This window comes from Streptomyces sp. NPDC040545 (assembly GCF_055595065.1).
The window spans coordinates 102,834-117,948 of the sequence record NZ_JBVIWA010000008.1; the positions used below are offsets into that span (position 1 = coordinate 102,834).

At 70.1% G+C, this 15,115-nt stretch carries 13 protein-coding genes and 1 pseudogene; 10 read left to right on the plus strand and 4 right to left on the minus strand.

All coding sequences use genetic code 11. The features are described from left to right. The first annotated feature begins 71 nt into the window (after positions 1-71). Positions 72-2,501, plus strand: a complete 2,430-nt coding sequence (locus tag ACZ573_RS17855; protein WP_471304847.1) for a RelA/SpoT family protein — start codon at positions 72-74, stop codon at positions 2,499-2,501. Between the two features lie 150 nt (positions 2,502-2,651). On the opposite strand, the gene ACZ573_RS17860 is transcribed toward ACZ573_RS17855, so the two are convergent. Both ACZ573_RS17860 and ACZ573_RS17865 read right to left on the minus strand, forming a co-directional pair. Then, the gene (locus ACZ573_RS17860) at positions 2,652-3,881 is read right to left on the minus strand and encodes a DUF349 domain-containing protein (protein ID WP_471304849.1); all 1,230 of its coding nucleotides are present in this window, start codon (positions 3,879-3,881) and stop codon (positions 2,652-2,654) included. Between the two features lie 191 nt (positions 3,882-4,072). Further along, the gene (locus ACZ573_RS17865; protein ID WP_471304850.1) at positions 4,073-4,864 is read right to left on the minus strand and encodes a peptidylprolyl isomerase; all 792 of its coding nucleotides are present in this window, start codon (positions 4,862-4,864) and stop codon (positions 4,073-4,075) included. A 153-nt stretch (positions 4,865-5,017) separates the two neighbouring features. Between ACZ573_RS17865 and ACZ573_RS17870 the strand changes: the two genes are divergently transcribed. The 5 genes from ACZ573_RS17870 (at position 5,018) to ACZ573_RS17890 (ending at position 9,357) form a co-directional block, all read left to right on the plus strand. Next, positions 5,018-5,728, plus strand: coding sequence for an MBL fold metallo-hydrolase (locus ACZ573_RS17870; protein ID WP_314249632.1), 711 nt, complete (start codon positions 5,018-5,020; stop codon positions 5,726-5,728). A 10-nt stretch (positions 5,729-5,738) separates the two neighbouring features. Beyond that, positions 5,739-6,992: a histidine--tRNA ligase gene (gene hisS, locus ACZ573_RS17875; RefSeq protein WP_471304853.1), complete on the plus strand. Its 1,254-nt coding sequence runs from the start codon at positions 5,739-5,741 to the stop codon at positions 6,990-6,992. Between the two features lie 121 nt (positions 6,993-7,113). After that, the gene (locus tag ACZ573_RS17880) at positions 7,114-7,731 is read left to right on the plus strand and encodes a vitamin K epoxide reductase family protein (protein ID WP_301372362.1); all 618 of its coding nucleotides are present in this window, start codon (positions 7,114-7,116) and stop codon (positions 7,729-7,731) included. Positions 7,732-7,772: 41 nt separating this feature from the next. Continuing rightward, positions 7,773-9,128, plus strand: coding sequence for a replication-associated recombination protein A (locus ACZ573_RS17885; protein WP_471304855.1), 1,356 nt, complete (start codon positions 7,773-7,775; stop codon positions 9,126-9,128). Positions 9,129-9,174: 46 nt separating this feature from the next. Continuing rightward, on the plus strand, positions 9,175-9,357 hold the full coding sequence (locus ACZ573_RS17890; protein WP_471304858.1) for a hypothetical protein: 183 nt from the start codon (positions 9,175-9,177) through the stop codon (positions 9,355-9,357). Positions 9,358-9,361: 4 nt separating this feature from the next. Here ACZ573_RS17890 and ACZ573_RS17895 read toward each other — a convergent pair whose 3' ends face one another. Continuing rightward, positions 9,362-10,270, minus strand: coding sequence for a DUF2470 domain-containing protein (locus ACZ573_RS17895; RefSeq protein ID WP_471304860.1), 909 nt, complete (start codon positions 10,268-10,270; stop codon positions 9,362-9,364). Positions 10,271-10,325: 55 nt separating this feature from the next. Here ACZ573_RS17895 and rpsD point away from each other — a divergent pair, with 55 nt between their 5' ends. Further along, complete coding sequence (gene rpsD / locus ACZ573_RS17900) at positions 10,326-10,937, plus strand: 30S ribosomal protein S4 (RefSeq protein WP_008740451.1); 612 nt, start codon at positions 10,326-10,328, stop codon at positions 10,935-10,937. 98 nt (positions 10,938-11,035) lie between these two features. Here the strand turns inward: rpsD and ACZ573_RS17905 are convergent. Beyond that, a pseudogene (locus ACZ573_RS17905) lies at positions 11,036-11,350 on the minus strand (regulator); the annotation flags it as partial. Between the two features lie 299 nt (positions 11,351-11,649). Between ACZ573_RS17905 and ACZ573_RS17910 the strand changes: the two are divergent. Genes ACZ573_RS17910 through alaS form a run of 3 tightly spaced genes read left to right on the plus strand, consistent with a single transcriptional unit; the run spans position 11,650 to position 15,115 of the window. Beyond that, on the plus strand, positions 11,650-12,093 hold the full coding sequence (locus ACZ573_RS17910; protein ID WP_471304861.1) for a DUF948 domain-containing protein: 444 nt from the start codon (positions 11,650-11,652) through the stop codon (positions 12,091-12,093). A gap of 8 nt (positions 12,094-12,101) precedes the next feature. Beyond that, the gene (locus ACZ573_RS17915) at positions 12,102-12,446 is read left to right on the plus strand and encodes a DUF6167 family protein (protein ID WP_301372369.1); all 345 of its coding nucleotides are present in this window, start codon (positions 12,102-12,104) and stop codon (positions 12,444-12,446) included. Continuing rightward, a complete protein-coding gene (gene alaS / locus ACZ573_RS17920; protein ID WP_471304864.1) occupies positions 12,446-15,115 on the plus strand; it encodes an alanine--tRNA ligase in 2,670 nt (889 codons plus the stop codon). The genes ACZ573_RS17915 and alaS overlap by 1 nt, the downstream gene beginning before the upstream one ends.

Below are 15,115 nucleotides of genomic sequence, written 5' to 3' on the forward strand. Positions count from 1 at the left end.
TGTCCGGACCGGACACGGGCACCGGATCCACCCCCAGACTCCGTCCGGGGGGACCCCCGTGAGGAGCGCTCTTGCCAGACGAGGTCCAGCCAATCTCCGCCGCGCAGCCCGACCCGCAGGCCGAGCAGACCACGGCGGCCCCCGCCACGCCCCCGCCGGCCGCGCCGGTGCCGCCGGTCAAGCCCGCGTCGGCCAAGTCCGCCGGGTCCTCCAACCGGGTGCGTGCCCGTCTCGCCCGGCTCGGCGTGCAGCGCTCGAACCCGTACAACCCGGTTCTGGAGCCGCTGCTCCGTATAGTCCGCAGCAACGACCCGAAGATCGAGACGGCGACGCTGCGCCAGCTGGAGCAGGCCTACCAGGTGGCCGAGCGCTGGCACCGCGGCCAGAAGCGCAAGAGCGGCGACCCGTACATCACCCACCCGCTCGCGGTGACCACCATCCTCGCCGAGCTCGGCATGGACCCGGCCACCCTGATGGCCGGTCTGCTGCACGACACCGTCGAGGACACCGAGTACGGCCTCGAAGACCTGCGCCGTGACTTCGGCGACGCCGTGGCCCTGCTCGTCGACGGCGTCACCAAGCTGGACCGCGTGAAGTTCGGCGAGGCCGCCCAGGCGGAGACCGTCCGCAAGATGGTCGTGGCGATGGCCAAGGACCCGCGCGTCCTGGTCATCAAGCTCGCCGACCGGCTGCACAACATGCGCACCATGCGCTACCTCAAGCGGGAGAAGCAGGAGAAGAAGGCCCGCGAGACCCTCGAGATCTACGCCCCCCTGGCCCACCGGCTGGGCATGAACACGATCAAGTGGGAGCTCGAAGACCTCTCCTTCGCGATCCTCTACCCGAAGATGTACGACGAGATCGTGCGCCTGGTCGCCGAGCGGGCGCCCAAGCGTGACGAGTACCTCGCCGTCGTCACCGACGAGGTGCAGGTCGACCTCAGAGCCGCCCGCATCAAGGCCACCGTGACGGGCCGCCCTAAGCACTACTACAGCGTCTACCAGAAGATGATCGTCCGCGGCCGTGACTTCGCGGAGATCTACGACCTGGTGGGCATTCGCGTCCTCGTCGACACCGTCCGGGACTGCTACGCGGCCCTGGGCACCGTGCACGCGCGATGGAACCCGGTCCCCGGCCGGTTCAAGGACTACATCGCGATGCCCAAGTTCAACATGTACCAGTCGCTCCACACGACGGTCATCGGACCCAGCGGCAAGCCCGTCGAGCTGCAGATCCGCACCTTCGACATGCACCGCCGCGCCGAGTACGGCATCGCCGCGCACTGGAAGTACAAGCAGCAGACCGTCGCCGGCACCTCCAAGGTCCGCACCGACGTCCCGCAGGCCGCCAAGGGCAGCGCCGGCCAGGACACGGTCAACGACATGGCCTGGCTGCGCCAGCTGCTGGACTGGCAGAAGGAGACCGAGGACCCGGGCGAGTTCCTCGACTCGCTGCGCTTCGACCTCTCCCGCAACGAGGTCTTCGTCTTCACCCCCAAGGGCGACGTCATCGCGCTGCCCGCCGGAGCCACCCCCGTGGACTTCGCGTACGCCGTCCACACCGAGGTCGGCCACCGCACCATAGGGGCCCGGGTCAACGGCCGGCTCGTCCCGCTGGAGTCCACGCTCGACAACGGCGACCTGGTCGAGGTCTTCACCTCCAAGGCCGAGGGCGCCGGCCCGTCCCGCGACTGGCTCGGCTTCGTCAAGTCCCCGCGGGCCCGCAACAAGATCCGCGCCTGGTTCTCCAAGGAGCGCCGCGACGAGGCCATCGAGCACGGCAAGGACGCCATCGCCCGGGCCATGCGCAAGCAGAACCTGCCGATCCAGCGGATCCTGACCGGCGACTCGCTCGTCACCCTCGCGCACGAGATGCGCTACCCCGACATCTCCTCCCTGTACGCGGCGATCGGCGAGGGCCACGTGGCCGCGCAGGGCGTCGTACAGAAGCTGGTGGCGGCCCTCGGCGGCGAGGAGGCGGCCAACGAGGACATCGAGGAATCGATCCCGCCGGCGCGCGGCCGCAAGCGGCGCACCAACGCCGACCCGGGCGTCGTCGTCAAGGGCGTCGACGACGTGTGGGTCAAGCTGGCCCGCTGCTGCACCCCGGTGCCGGGAGACCCGATCGTCGGCTTCGTCACGCGCGGCAGCGGCGTATCGGTTCACCGCGCGGACTGCGTCAACGTGGACTCCCTCTCGCAGGAGCCCGAGCGGATGCTCGAGGTGGAATGGGCGCCCACCCAGTCCTCGGTCTTCCTGGTCGCCATCCAGGTGGAGGCGCTGGACCGGTCCCGGCTGCTGTCGGACGTCACCCGGGTCCTGTCGGACCAGCACGTCAACATCCTCTCGGCGGCCGTCCAGACCTCCCGCGACCGGGTGGCCACCTCCCGGTTCACCTTCGAGATGGGCGACCCCAAGCACCTGGGGCACGTCCTGAAGGCCGTCCGGGGCGTCGAGGGCGTCTACGACGTCTACCGCGTGACCTCGGCCAGGCGGCCGTAGGCACGCCACACGAAAAGGCGGCCCCGGTACGTATCCCGCGTACCGGGGCCGCCTTTTTCGCGAAGGCCGCCCAAGCCGTCAATTGAGCAACTCTCACGGCGAGCAACCACCTCCGCGAGAGCGGCGCCGGTTCAGGCGCAAAGGGCGCAATCAGCCGCCGAACTCCTCGAGGCCCTTCAGCGCCTGGTCCAGCAGGGCCTGGCGGCCCTCCAGCTCGCGCGAGAGCTTGTCGGCCTTGGCGTTGTTGCCCGCCGCACGCGCCGCGTCGATCTGCTCACGCAGCTTGTCGACGGCCGCCTGGAGCTGGCCCGTCAGACCGGCCGCACGGGCCCGCGCCTCCGGGTTCGTACGACGCCACTCGCCCTCCTCGGCCTCCTGGATCGCCCGCTCGACCGCGTGCATCCGGCCCTCGACCTTCGGCCGGGCGTCCCGCGGCACGTGGCCGATGGCCTCCCAGCGCTCGTTGAGGGAGCGGAACGCGGCACGGGCCGCCTTCAGGTCCGTCACGGGCACGAGCTTCTCGGCCTCGTCGGCCAGCTCCTCCTTGAGCTTCAGGTTCTCGATCTGCTCGGCGTCACGCTCCGCGAAGACCTCGCTGCGGGCCGCGAAGAACACGTCCTGCGCACCGCGGAAACGGTTCCACAGGTCGTCCTCGGACTCGCGCTGCGCCCGGCCCGCCGCCTTCCAGTCGGCCATCAGCTCGCGGTAGCGGGCAGCCGTCGGACCCCAGTCGGTCGACTTCGACAGCGACTCGGCCTCCGCGACCAGCTTCTCCTTCACCTTGCGGGCATCCTCGCGCTGCGCGTCCAGCGAGGCGAAGTGCGCCTTGCGGCGCTTGGAGAAGGCGGAACGCGCGTGGGAGAACCGGTGCCACAGTTCGTCGTCCGACTTGCGGTCCAGACGCGGCAGCCCCTTCCAGATGTCCACCAGGGCGCGCAGCCGCTCACCGGCACTGCGCCACTGGTCGCTCTGGGCCAGCTGCTCGGCCTCGACGACCAGCGCGTCCTTGGCCGCACGGGCCTCGTCCGTCTGCTTGGCCTTCGCCACCTTGCGCTCTTCGCGCCGGGACTCCACCGTCGTGACCAGCTTGTCCAGCCGCACGCGCAGGGCGTCCAGGTCACCCACGGCATGGTGCTCGTCGACCTGCGTACGCAGGTGGTCGATCGCCGTCTGGGCGTCCTTGGCGGACAGATCAGTGGTCCGCACCCGCTTTTCGAGGAGACCGATCTCGACCACCAGGCCCTCGTACTTGCGCTCGAAATAGGCCAGGGCCTCCTCAGGGGTGCCGGCCTGCCACGATCCGACGACCTGCTCGCCCTCGGAAGTACGCACGTACACGGTGCCCGTCTCGTCGACTCGGCCCCACGGGTCGCTGCTCACAGCGCCTCCTCCACCTGATGCCTTGCGAGGGGTTCACCCCCTGGGCATCGTCCACAGTTTCCTGGGGCGGGCAGCGCCCGCCCTGCACAACGCCAACATAGGCGACCGCCGGGCCGGCTGTCCGCATCCCGCACGACGGAATATCGGCGTACGGGCGGCGGGCCCGCCGGGCCCGGGGTCGGCGCATCACGTCAGTTCTGCGTGACCGTGCCCTTCTGGATCTTCACCTCGGTCTTGGGCGCGCCGTCCTGGCCGCCGTCGACCGTACCGGCCTTCGCGATCTCCTCCAGGACCTTCAGGCCGGCCGCGTCGATCTTGCCGAACGGCGTGTACGTCGGCGTCAGCGGGCTGTCCTTGTAGACCAGGAAGAACTGGCTGCCGCCCGAGCCGGGCTGACCCGTGTTGGCCATCGCCACCGTCCCGGCCGGGTACACGACCTGGCCCTGCTCGTTGGCCTTGCCCAGCGAGTCCAGGTTCTCGTCCGGGATGTTGTAGCCCGGGCCGCCGCGGCCGGTGCCCTCGGGGTCGCCGCACTGGAGCACGAAGATCCCGCCGGCCGTCAGCCGGTGGCACTTGGTGTTGTCGAAGTAGCCCTTGTCGGCGAGCGACTTGAAGGAGTTCACCGTCTGCGGGGTCTTCGCCGCGTCCATCGTGAAGTTGATGTCACCCGCGCTGGTCTTCAGCGCGAAGGTGTACTTCGCCTTCTGGTCGATCGCCATCTCCGGCGAGGGGGACTGCTTGGGCGCGGGCTCGCTCGCCGAGGCCGACGGGTTCGCGGACGGGTCCGCGGCCTGGTCCTTCTTGTCCTTGTCGAAGACACCGCCCACGATCAGACCCACCAGCGTCGCGATCACCACGGCCACGGCCGCGCCGATCACGGCCGCGCGCTGCCGCGACTTCTTCCGGGCCTCGGCCCGGCGCTTCTGCTGGCGCTCGTACTTCTCCTTGGCGAGCTGTCGCCGTCGCTGATCGCTCGTGACCACCGGGTCGTCTCCTTGTACGTGTCTGGTACTGCTGTCCGGGCTGGGCTAGGCCGTACCGTATATGGGTTCGCTGTGTAATGAGCGGCGCCGGTAGGCTCTGAGCAGCAGGATTCCTGTCTGCAACCTCCCGCCGGACGACGATTGAGGACGAACGTGCTGATTGCCGGGTTCCCCGCAGGCGCTTGGGGCACCAACTGCTACGTGGTCGCCCCCGCCGCCGGTGAGGAGTGCGTCATCATCGACCCGGGCCATCAGGCCGCCCAGGGTGTCGAGGAGACGCTGAAGAAGCATCGGCTCAAGCCCGTCGCGGTCGTGCTGACCCATGGCCACATCGATCATGTGGCCTCGGTGGTCCCGGTGTGCGGAGCACACGACGTACCGGCCTGGATCCACCCCGAGGACCGCTACATGATGAGCGACCCGGAGAAGGCCCTCGGCCGCTCCATCGGGATGCCCCTCATGGGCGAGCTGACCGTGGGGGAGCCGGACGACGTCCGCGAGCTGGCCGACGGCGCCACCCTGAAATTGGCCGGAATGGAATTCTCCGTGGCGCACGCGCCGGGGCATACCAAGGGGTCGGTGACCTTCCGGATGCCCGAGCTGGCCGACATCCCGCCGGTCTTCTTCTCGGGTGACCTGCTCTTCGCCGGCTCCATCGGACGCACCGACCTGCCCGGCGGCTCCCACACCGAGATGCTCGCATCGCTGGGCCGCGTGTGCCTGCCGCTCGACGACTCGACCGTGGTGCTGTCCGGCCACGGTCCCCAGACCACCATCGGCCGCGAGCGCGCGACCAACCCGTACCTTCGGGAAGTCGCCGCCGGGCTCGGAGACGGCACCGCCGCTCCACGACGAGGAATGTGACGAAAGCTTCGTGGCTACTTTCCAGGCCCCCAAGGGCACGTACGACCTGATCCCGCCGGTATCCGTGAAGTACCTGGCGGTGCGCGAGGCCATCGCGGCGCCCCTGCGCAACTCCGGCTACGGCTACATCGAGACCCCCGGCTTCGAGGACGTGGGCCTCTTCGCCCGCGGCGTCGGCGAGTCCACCGACATCGTCTCCAAGGAGATGTACGCCTTCGAGACCAAGGGCGGTGACCAGCTCGCCCTGCGCCCCGAGGGCACGGCCTCCGTGCTGCGCGCGGCGCTGGAGGCCAGCCTGCACAAGAAGGGCAACCTGCCCGTCAAGCTCTGGTACTCGGGCTCCTACTACCGCTACGAGAAGCCGCAGGCGGGCCGCTACCGCCACTTCTCCCAGGTTGGCGCGGAGGCGATCGGCGCCGAGGACCCCGCCCTGGACGCCGAGCTGATCATCCTGGCCGACCAGGCGTACCGCTCGCTGGGCCTCGGCAACTTCCGGATCCTGCTGAACTCGCTGGGTGACAAGGAGTGCCGTCCGGTGTACCGGGAGGCGCTGCAGGGCTTCCTGCGCGGCCTGGACCTGGACGAGGAGACCGTCCGCCGGGTCGAGATCAACCCGCTGCGCGTCCTCGACGACAAGCGGACCGACGTGCAGAAGCAGCTGGTCGGCGCGCCGCTGCTGCGCGACTACCTGTGCGACGCGTGCAAGGCGTACCACGAGGACGTGCGGGCGCTGGTGACGGCGGCCGGCGTCGCCTTCGAGGACGACGACAAGCTGGTCCGCGGGCTGGACTACTACACCCGCACCACCTTCGAGTTCGTCCACGACGGTCTGGGCATCGCGGTCGGCGGCGGCGGCCGCTACGACGGCCTGTCCGAGATGATCGGCGGACCGGCACTGCCGTCGGTGGGCTGGGCGCTCGGCGTGGACCGCACGGTCCTCGCGCTGGAGAAGGAGGGCGTCGAGCTCGACATCCCGGCGTCGACCTCGGTGTTCGCGGTGGCGCTGGGCGAGGCCAAGGCGACCGTGTTCGGCCTCGTGACGCAGCTGCGCAAGGCGGGCGTCGCGGCGGACATGTCCTACGGCGGCAAGGGCCTCAAGGGCGCCATGAAGGACGCGAACCGCAGCGGTGCCCGCTTCGCGGTCGTGGTGGGCGAGCGGGACCTCGCCGAGGGCGTCGTCCAGCTGAAGGACATGGAGTCCGGCGAGCAGACGGCCGTGCCCGTCGACGAGCTGGTCGACACGGTCCGGGCCCGCCTCGCCTGACGGCGGCGGTACGGGAGCACACAGGACGGGGCCGGGGATCTTTCCCCGGCCCCGTCCGTTCACAGGCTCGTACGGCACAATGGCCCGTGCTTGATCACCTGGCAGATGTGGAGCGGGCGGTATGACGACACGAAGCGCGGACGCGGACACCGCCCGGGGCAGGACCGTCGGGGGAAGCCGGGCCCTGGCCCTGCTGCTGGTGATCACCGGAGCGGCGGGCCTGCTCGCCGCGTGGGTGATCACGATCGACAAGTTCAAGCTGCTGGAGGACCCGACCTTCAAGCCCGCCTGCAGCCTCAACCCGATCGTCTCCTGCGGCAACATCATGACGAGCGACCAGGCGTCGGCCTTCGGCTTCCCGAACCCGATGCTCGGACTCGTCGCCTACGGGATCGTGATCTGCGTCGGCATGAGCATGCTGGCCGGGGCCTCGTTCCGCCCCTGGTACTGGCTGACCTTCAACGCCGGCACCCTCTTCGGCGTCGCCTTCTGCACCTGGCTCATGTACCAGTCGCTGTACAACATCAACTCGCTCTGCCTGTGGTGCTGCCTGGCCTGGGTCGCCACGATCTTCATGTTCTGGTACGTCACCGCGCACAACGTCCGCGAGGGGCTGCTGCCCGCCCCGGGCTGGCTCAAGTCCTTCCTCGACGAGTTCACCTGGGTCCTGCCCGTCCTGCACGTCGGGATCATCGGGATGCTGATCCTGACCCGCTGGTGGGACTTCTGGACCTCCTGAGCGCGGGCGGCTCTGTCGGTGGGCTCGCATAGGCTTCCTGTGTGGAACCAGACCTGTTCACCGCCGCTGCCGAAGACCGCCAGGAGAAGGACCCCGCGAGCTCCCCGCTCGCCGTCCGGATGCGCCCGCGCACCCTGGACGAGGTCGTCGGCCAGCAGCACCTGCTGAAGCCCGGATCACCGCTGCGGCGGCTGGTCGGGGAAGGGGCCGGCGGCCCGGCCGGTGCCTCCTCGGTGATCCTCTGGGGCCCGCCCGGCATCGGGAAGACGACGCTGGCGTACGTGGTCAGCCAGGCCACGCAGAAGCGTTTCGTGGAGCTCTCCGCCATCACCGCGGGAGTCAAAGAGGTACGGGCCGTCATCGAGGGCGCCAAGCGCGCGGCCGGCGGCTACGGCAAGGAGACCGTCCTCTTCCTCGACGAGATCCACCGGTTCAGCAAGGCGCAGCAGGACTCGCTGCTCCCCGCCGTCGAGAACCGCTGGGTGACGCTGATCGCGGCCACCACCGAGAACCCGTACTTCTCGATCATCTCCCCGCTGCTGTCGCGCTCGCTGCTGCTGACGCTGGAACCGCTGACCGACGAGGACCTGAGCGCCCTGATGCGGCGCGCGCTCACGGAGGAGCGGGGCCTGGGCGGGGCCGTCACCCTCCCGGCGGACGCGCAGGCGCACCTGCTGCGGATCGCCGGCGGCGACGCCCGGCGGGCGCTGACGGCGCTGGAGGCGGGGGCCGGGTCGGCCATCGCCAAGGGCGAGGACGAGATCACCCTCCAGACCCTGGAGGAGGCCGTCGACCGGGCGGCGGTCCGGTACGACAAGGACGGCGACCAGCACTACGACGTGGCGAGCGCGCTGATCAAGTCGATCCGCGGCTCGGACGTCGACGCCGCGCTGCACTACCTGGCCCGGATGATCGAGGCCGGTGAGGACCCCCGGTTCATCGCGCGCCGCCTGATGATCTCCGCGAGCGAGGACATCGGCCTGGCGGACCCGACGGCCCTGCCGATCGCGGTCGCCGCGGCCCAGGCGGTGGCGATGATCGGCTTCCCCGAAGCGGCGCTGACCCTCTCGCACGCCACGATCGCCCTGGCCCTGGCCCCGAAGTCGAACACCGCCACGACAGCGATCGGCGCGGCGCTGGCCGACGTACGGGCGGGCCTTGCGGGATCGGTCCCGCCGCACCTGAGGGACGGGCACTACAAGGGCGCGGCGAAGCTGGGGCACGCGCAGGGGTACGTGTACCCGCACGACGTGCCGGGCGCGATCGCGGCGCAGCAGTACGCGCCGGACGAGATCCAGGGCAAGCGGTACTACGAGCCCACGCGGTACGGCGCCGAAGCCCGCTACGCGGACGTGGTGGAGAAGGTCCGCGAGCGGCTCCGCGGCGCCGGGTCCTGACCCGCGGCGCCGTTGCCGGGGCGCTTCCCTCGGCGTACTGCTCGCCGTGGACAGAAAGGCCAACTACGACAAGGGCAGCAGGACGGCCGACAAGTGGCGGCCGCCCCGGCGTGCGTACCGGTGCGAGTACGCGCGCCGCTACGCCGGGATCAAGGCCGGGTACGGGCTGTCCGTCACGGCGCCGGACAAGCTCGCCCTCCACGAGATGCCGGCCACCTGCCCTCCGTGAGGTGCTAGTGCGAAGCCGCCGAGAACAGGGAGTGCATCGCCCGGCGCAGGCCGCAGATGTCCGCGACCGGCTCCGGGAAGTCGAAGCGGGCGTCGAAGGAGCCGGCCGGCCCGCCGGTGAAGCGGACGCGCAGGCCCAGGCGGTCCAGGGAGAGCGGTACGGCGCTCATCCCGCGGGCCTCGCGGGCGCCGAGCAGGCCGCCCAGCTCGCCGAGCCGGTCGCCGTGGGCGGAGTGCAGGTGCTGCAGCACCTCCGACTCGTGCGCGACCATCGGGTCCGGCTCCGCCGCGGCCAGGTCGTCCGGGTCCACGTGCTCGGCGCCCCACAGGTCGTCCACCGAGATCTCGCCGACCTCCAGGCGCAGCATCATCCAGGCCGGGCGCCCGGCCTGGGGCGCGTCGAGGGACTCGCTCATGCCCAGGAGCTCGCCCACCGGCTGCCGCTCCGCGAGCAGCGCCGCGCAGGCCGCGCGGTCGTCCCCGCGCACCGGCGTCAGCCACCCGGCCAGCCAGGCGCGACCTCGGATACGATGTGGCACGGACACCGGCGCCACATCCGTGATCTCGATCACGGCGGTGAGGTCGTCGTCCTGGGCGTGAGCGGCTGCCCTGGCAGCCGTGGATTCCCCGGAAACAAGGAGAATCACGTCCCCGTCCGGGGTGACGGTCCGTGCGACCGGCAGCCCTGTCCCGAACTCCTCGGCCTCGTGACTGTCACGAGCACCGATCAGAGTGAGGGATACTGAGGCGTTGGACTCTACGAGGGTTCGTACGCGTTCGGCTCCGGTGAGCTGCCGAACGCCTTCCCTGGGACGCGGCTGACCTTGCTTATCGTCGGCGCAAGCGGATTCTGTTTCGTCTGAATCCGAACTGCGTTGCGCACTGGGCAGGGGGATCCCATGTGGTCGAGACATTACGTCCTCCTCGCTAAGGTAAGCCTCACCTAACTTACATGGAGGTAGGTTCCCCGTGAACCAGAAGCGACCCAAGGTCAAGAAGTCGCGTGCCCTCGGCATTGCGCTGACCCCGAAGGCCGTCAAGTACTTCGAGGCCCGCCCCTACCCGCCGGGCGAGCACGGCCGTGGCCGCAAGCAGAACTCGGACTACAAGGTCCGTCTGCTGGAGAAGCAGCGTCTGCGCGCTCAGTACGACATCTCTGAGCGTCAGATGGCCCGCGCGTACGACCGCGCCAAGAAGGCCGAAGGCAAGACGGGCGAGGCGCTTGTCGTCGAGCTCGAGCGTCGCCTCGACGCCCTGGTCCTGCGTTCGGGCATCGCCCGCACCATCTACCAGGCCCGCCAGATGGTCGTTCACGGCCACATCGAGGTCAACGGCGACAAGGTCGACAAGCCGTCGTTCCGTGTCCGTCCGGACGACGTCATCACCGTGCGCGAGCGCAGCCGCGAGAAGGTTCCGTTCCAGGTTGCCCGTGAGGGTGGCTACGCAGGCGAGGGCGAGACCCCGCGCTACCTGCAGGTCAACCTGAAGGCCCTGGCCTTCCGCCTGGACCGCGACCCGAACCGCAAGGAAATCCCGGTCATCTGCGACGAGCAGCTCGTCGTCGAGTACTACGCCCGCTGATGCAGGCCTAGTCTCACCGACTGGTCAGCCCGCCGTCCCCTCCATGGGGCGGCGGGTTTTCCGTTTCCCGGACCGGGGGTCAGGGCTGCGGCTGCTCCGAGCAGGGACTGGGCCAGGAGCTCCCCGACCAGGTCCAGCACGTCCTCCACCGGCAGATCCGGACCCGCGCACACGTATTCGACGGCGTCGTGGTCGAACTGCGCCGCGAACACCGACAGCCGCGCCCACAGCAGCCGCTCCGCCGGCGTGCACAGCTCATGGCTCCAGCCGATCGCCGTCCGCAGCGCCCGGTGCCGGGCGAGCCCGCCGCGCGCACCGCCCGTGAGCAGCGCGAACCGGTCCTCCAGCCGGGCCGGCACCTGCGCGGGGGACAGCGTCCGCAGCCGGCCCGCCGCCAGCTCCAGCGCCAGCGGGGCCGGGACTTGCCCACCCCGCCCCACCGTCACGAGCCGCGAGGACTCCAGGAGCCGCCCCAGCTCGGCGAGTTCGCCACCCCGCCCGACGAACCGGCCGAGCTCCGAGGGAAGATTGCCCCGGCAGTACTTCGAAGGGGCCTCTGTCCCATAGGACACGGAGGGTACTGGTCCGGATGCGCTGCGTTCAAAGCCGGCCCGGACCTCCCGGATTTCCGGTACGGCCGGGGATCTCCGGCGCGATAGGGTCGGAGGGCGAATAGTCCTGCGGTTCAGGTACAGACAGAGAGCGGTGTGACGTGTCCGGTGTAGAGGTGGCCGGGATCATCGTGGCCGTCTTCTGGGCCATCCTGATCTCCTTCCTCGCGGTGGCCCTGGTGAGGCTGGCCCAGGTGCTCAGGGCGACCACCAAGCTGGTGGCCGACGTGACCGACCAGGCCGTCCCGCTGCTCGCCGACGCCTCCACCACCGTCCGCTCCGCGCGCACCCAGCTCGACCGGGTCGACGCCATCGCGAGCGACGTGCAGGAGGTCACCTCCAACGCCTCCGCGCTGTCCTCCACCGTGGCCACCGCCTTCGGCGGGCCGCTGGTGAAGGTCGCGGCCTTCGGCTACGGCGTCCGCAAGGCGCTGGGCAAGGGGGATGCCGCGACGTCGGGCGGCACGGCGGCGAAGGCATCCCGACGAACCGTGATCGTTGGACGTACGGTGCCGGCCGCCCGGCGCCGGAAGCAGAAGGGCTGAGACCGCCGATGTTCCGCCGAGCCTTCTGGTTCACCGCCGGCGCAGCCGCCGGCGTGTGGGCCACCACCAAGGTCAACCGCCAGCTGAAGAAGCTGACGCCGGAGAGTCTCGCCGCCCAGGCGGCCGACAAGGCCGTGGAGGCGGGACACCGCCTCAAGGACTTCGCCCTCGACGTCAAAGCGGGAATGACGCAGCGCGAGGACGAGCTGAACGACGCACTGGGACTCCACCAGGATCCCGACCGGCCCGACAACGTCACGGCCCTCCCCGGGCCGCGGCGGCTGCGGGCCATCGAGAACAGCAAGACCACCTACCGACCTAAGTTTTCGTACGACCGGAATGAGGACCACTGATGGAGTCGGCCGAGATTCGCCGCCGCTGGCTGAGCTTCTTCGAGGAGCGCGGTCACGCCGTTGTCCCTTCGGCGTCGCTCATCGCGGACGACCCGACTCTGCTGCTGGTCAACGCGGGCATGGTCCCGTTCAAGCCGTACTTCCTCGGCGAGACCAAGCCCCCGGCCCCGCGGGCCACCAGCGTGCAGAAGTGCGTCCGTACGCCGGACATCGAAGAGGTCGGCAAGACCACCCGGCACGGCACGTTCTTCCAGATGTGCGGCAACTTCTCCTTCGGGGACTACTTCAAGGAAGGCGCCATCAAGTACGCCTGGGAGCTGCTGACCAGCTCCGTGGCGGACGGCGGCTACGGCCTGGAGCCGGAGAAGCTCTGGATCACCGTCTACCTCGACGACGACGAGGCCGAGACGATCTGGCGCGAGAAGATCGGCGTCCCCGCCGAGCGCATCCAGCGCCTGGGCAAGAAGGACAACTTCTGGTCCATGGGCGTCCCCGGCCCCTGCGGCCCGTGCTCGGAGATCAACTACGACCGTGGTCCGGAGTTCGGCGTCGAGGGCGGTCCGGCCGTCAACGACGAGCGCTACGTGGAGATCTGGAACCTGGTCTTCATGCAGTACGAGCGCGGCGCCGGCGACGGGAAGGAAGACTTCCCGATCCTCGGCGACCTGCCGTCCAAGAACATCGACACCGGTCTCGGCCTCGAGCGCCTCGCGATGATCCTGCAGGGCGTACAGAACATGTACGAGACCGATACCCTGCGCGTGGTCATGGACAAGGCCACCGAGCTGACCGGCGTGCAGTACGGCGCCGCCCAGAACACCGACGTGTCGATGCGTGTGGTCGCCGACCACATCCGCACCTCCGTCATGCTCATCGGCGACGGCGTCACCCCCGGCAACGAGGGCCGCGGCTATGTGCTGCGCCGCATCATGCGCCGCGCCATCCGCAACATGCGTCTCATGGGCGCCACCGGTCCCGTCGTCCAGGACCTCGTCGACGTCGTGATCAACACGATGGGGCAGCAGTACCCGGAGCTCGTCACCGACCGCAAGCGCATCGAGACCGTCGCGCTCGCCGAAGAAGCCGCCTTCCTCAAGGCCGTCAAGGGTGGCACCAACATCCTCGACACCGCCGTGACCGAGACCAAGGCCGCCGGCGGCACCGTGCTCTCCGGCGACAAGGCGTTCCTGCTCCACGACACCTGGGGCTTCCCGATCGACCTCACCCTGGAGATGGCCGCCGAGCAGGGCCTCTCCGTGGACGAGCCCGGCTTCCGCCGCCTGATGCAGGAGCAGCGCGACCGGGCCAAGGCCGACGCCAAGGCCAAGAAGACCGGCCACGCGGACATGTCCGCCTACCGGGAGATCGCCGACAGCGCCGGCGGCACCGAGTTCACCGGCTACGCCACCAACCAGGGCGAGTCCACCATCGTCGGCCTCCTGGTCAACGGCGTCTCCGCGCCCGCCGCCTCCGAGGGCGACGAGGTCGAGGTCGTCCTCGACCGCACCCCCTTCTACGCCGAGGGCGGCGGCCAGCTCGCCGACCAGGGCCGCATCAAGCTCGACTCCGGCGCCGTGATCGTCGTCCGCGACGTGCAGCAGCCGGTTCCGGGCGTCTCCGTGCACAAGGGCTCCGTCCAGGTCGGCGAGGTGACGGTCGGCGCCTCCGCCTACGCCGCCATCGACGTCAGCCGCCGCCGGGCCATCGCCCGCGCCCACTCGGCCACGCACCTGACCCACCAGGCGCTGCGCGACGCCCTCGGCCCGACGGCCGCCCAGGCCGGTTCCGAGAACAGCCCCGGCCGCTTCCGCTTCGACTTCGGTTCGCCGAACGCCGTTCCCGGCTCGGTCCTGACCGACGTCGAGCAGAAGATCAACGACGTGCTGTCGCGCGAGCTCGACGTCACCGCCGAGATCATGAGCATCGACGAGGCGAAGAAGCAGGGCGCCATCGCCGAGTTCGGCGAGAAGTACGGCGAGCGCGTGCGCGTCGTGACCATCGGCGACTTCTCCAAGGAGCTGTGCGGCGGCACGCACGTCGGCAACACCGCCCAGCTGGGTCTGGTGAAGCTGCTCGGCGAGTCCTCCATCGGCTCCGGCGTGCGCCGCGTCGAGGCCCTGGTGGGTGTGGACGCGTACAACTTCCTCGCCAAGGAGCACACGGTCGTCGCCCAGCTCCAGGAGCTGGTCAAGGGCCGTCCGGAGGAGCTGCCGGAGAAGATCGCCTCCATGCTCGGCAAGCTGAAGGACGCGGAGAAGGAGATCGAGAAGTTCCGCGCGGAGAAGGTCCTCCAGGCCGCCGCCGGGCTCGCCCAGAACGCCCAGGACATCAAGGGCGTCGCCCTCGTCGTCGGCCAGGTGGCGGACGGCATCGGCGCCGACGACCTGCGCAAGCTGGTCCTCGACGTCCGTGGCCGCATCCCCGGCGACCGCCCGGCCGTCGTGGCCCTCTTCACCGTGGCGAACGACCGCCCGCTGACCGTCATCGCCACCAACGAGGCCGCCCGCGAGCGCGGCCTCAAGGCCGGTGACCTGGTCCGTACGGCCGCCAAGACCCTCGGCGGCGGCGGTGGCGGCAAGCCGGACGTCGCCCAGGGCGGCGGCCAGAACCCGGCCGCGGTGCCGGAGGCCATCAGCGCCGTCGAGCGCCTCGTCGTCGAGACGGTCTGA

Bases quoted from the DNA above. Each gene is read 5' to 3' on its own strand.
- ACZ573_RS17880 (WP_301372362.1), top strand. From the start codon at position 7,114: ATGACGACACGAAGCGCGGACGCGGACACCGCCCGGGGCAGGACCGTC.
- ACZ573_RS17895 (WP_471304860.1), bottom strand. From the start codon at position 10,270: ATGTCTCGACCACATGGGATCCCCCTGCCCAGTGCGCAACGCAGTTCG.
- ACZ573_RS17915 (WP_301372369.1), top strand. From the start codon at position 12,102: ATGTTCCGCCGAGCCTTCTGGTTCACCGCCGGCGCAGCCGCCGGCGTG.
- alaS (WP_471304864.1), top strand. From the start codon at position 12,446: ATGGAGTCGGCCGAGATTCGCCGCCGCTGGCTGAGCTTCTTCGAGGAG.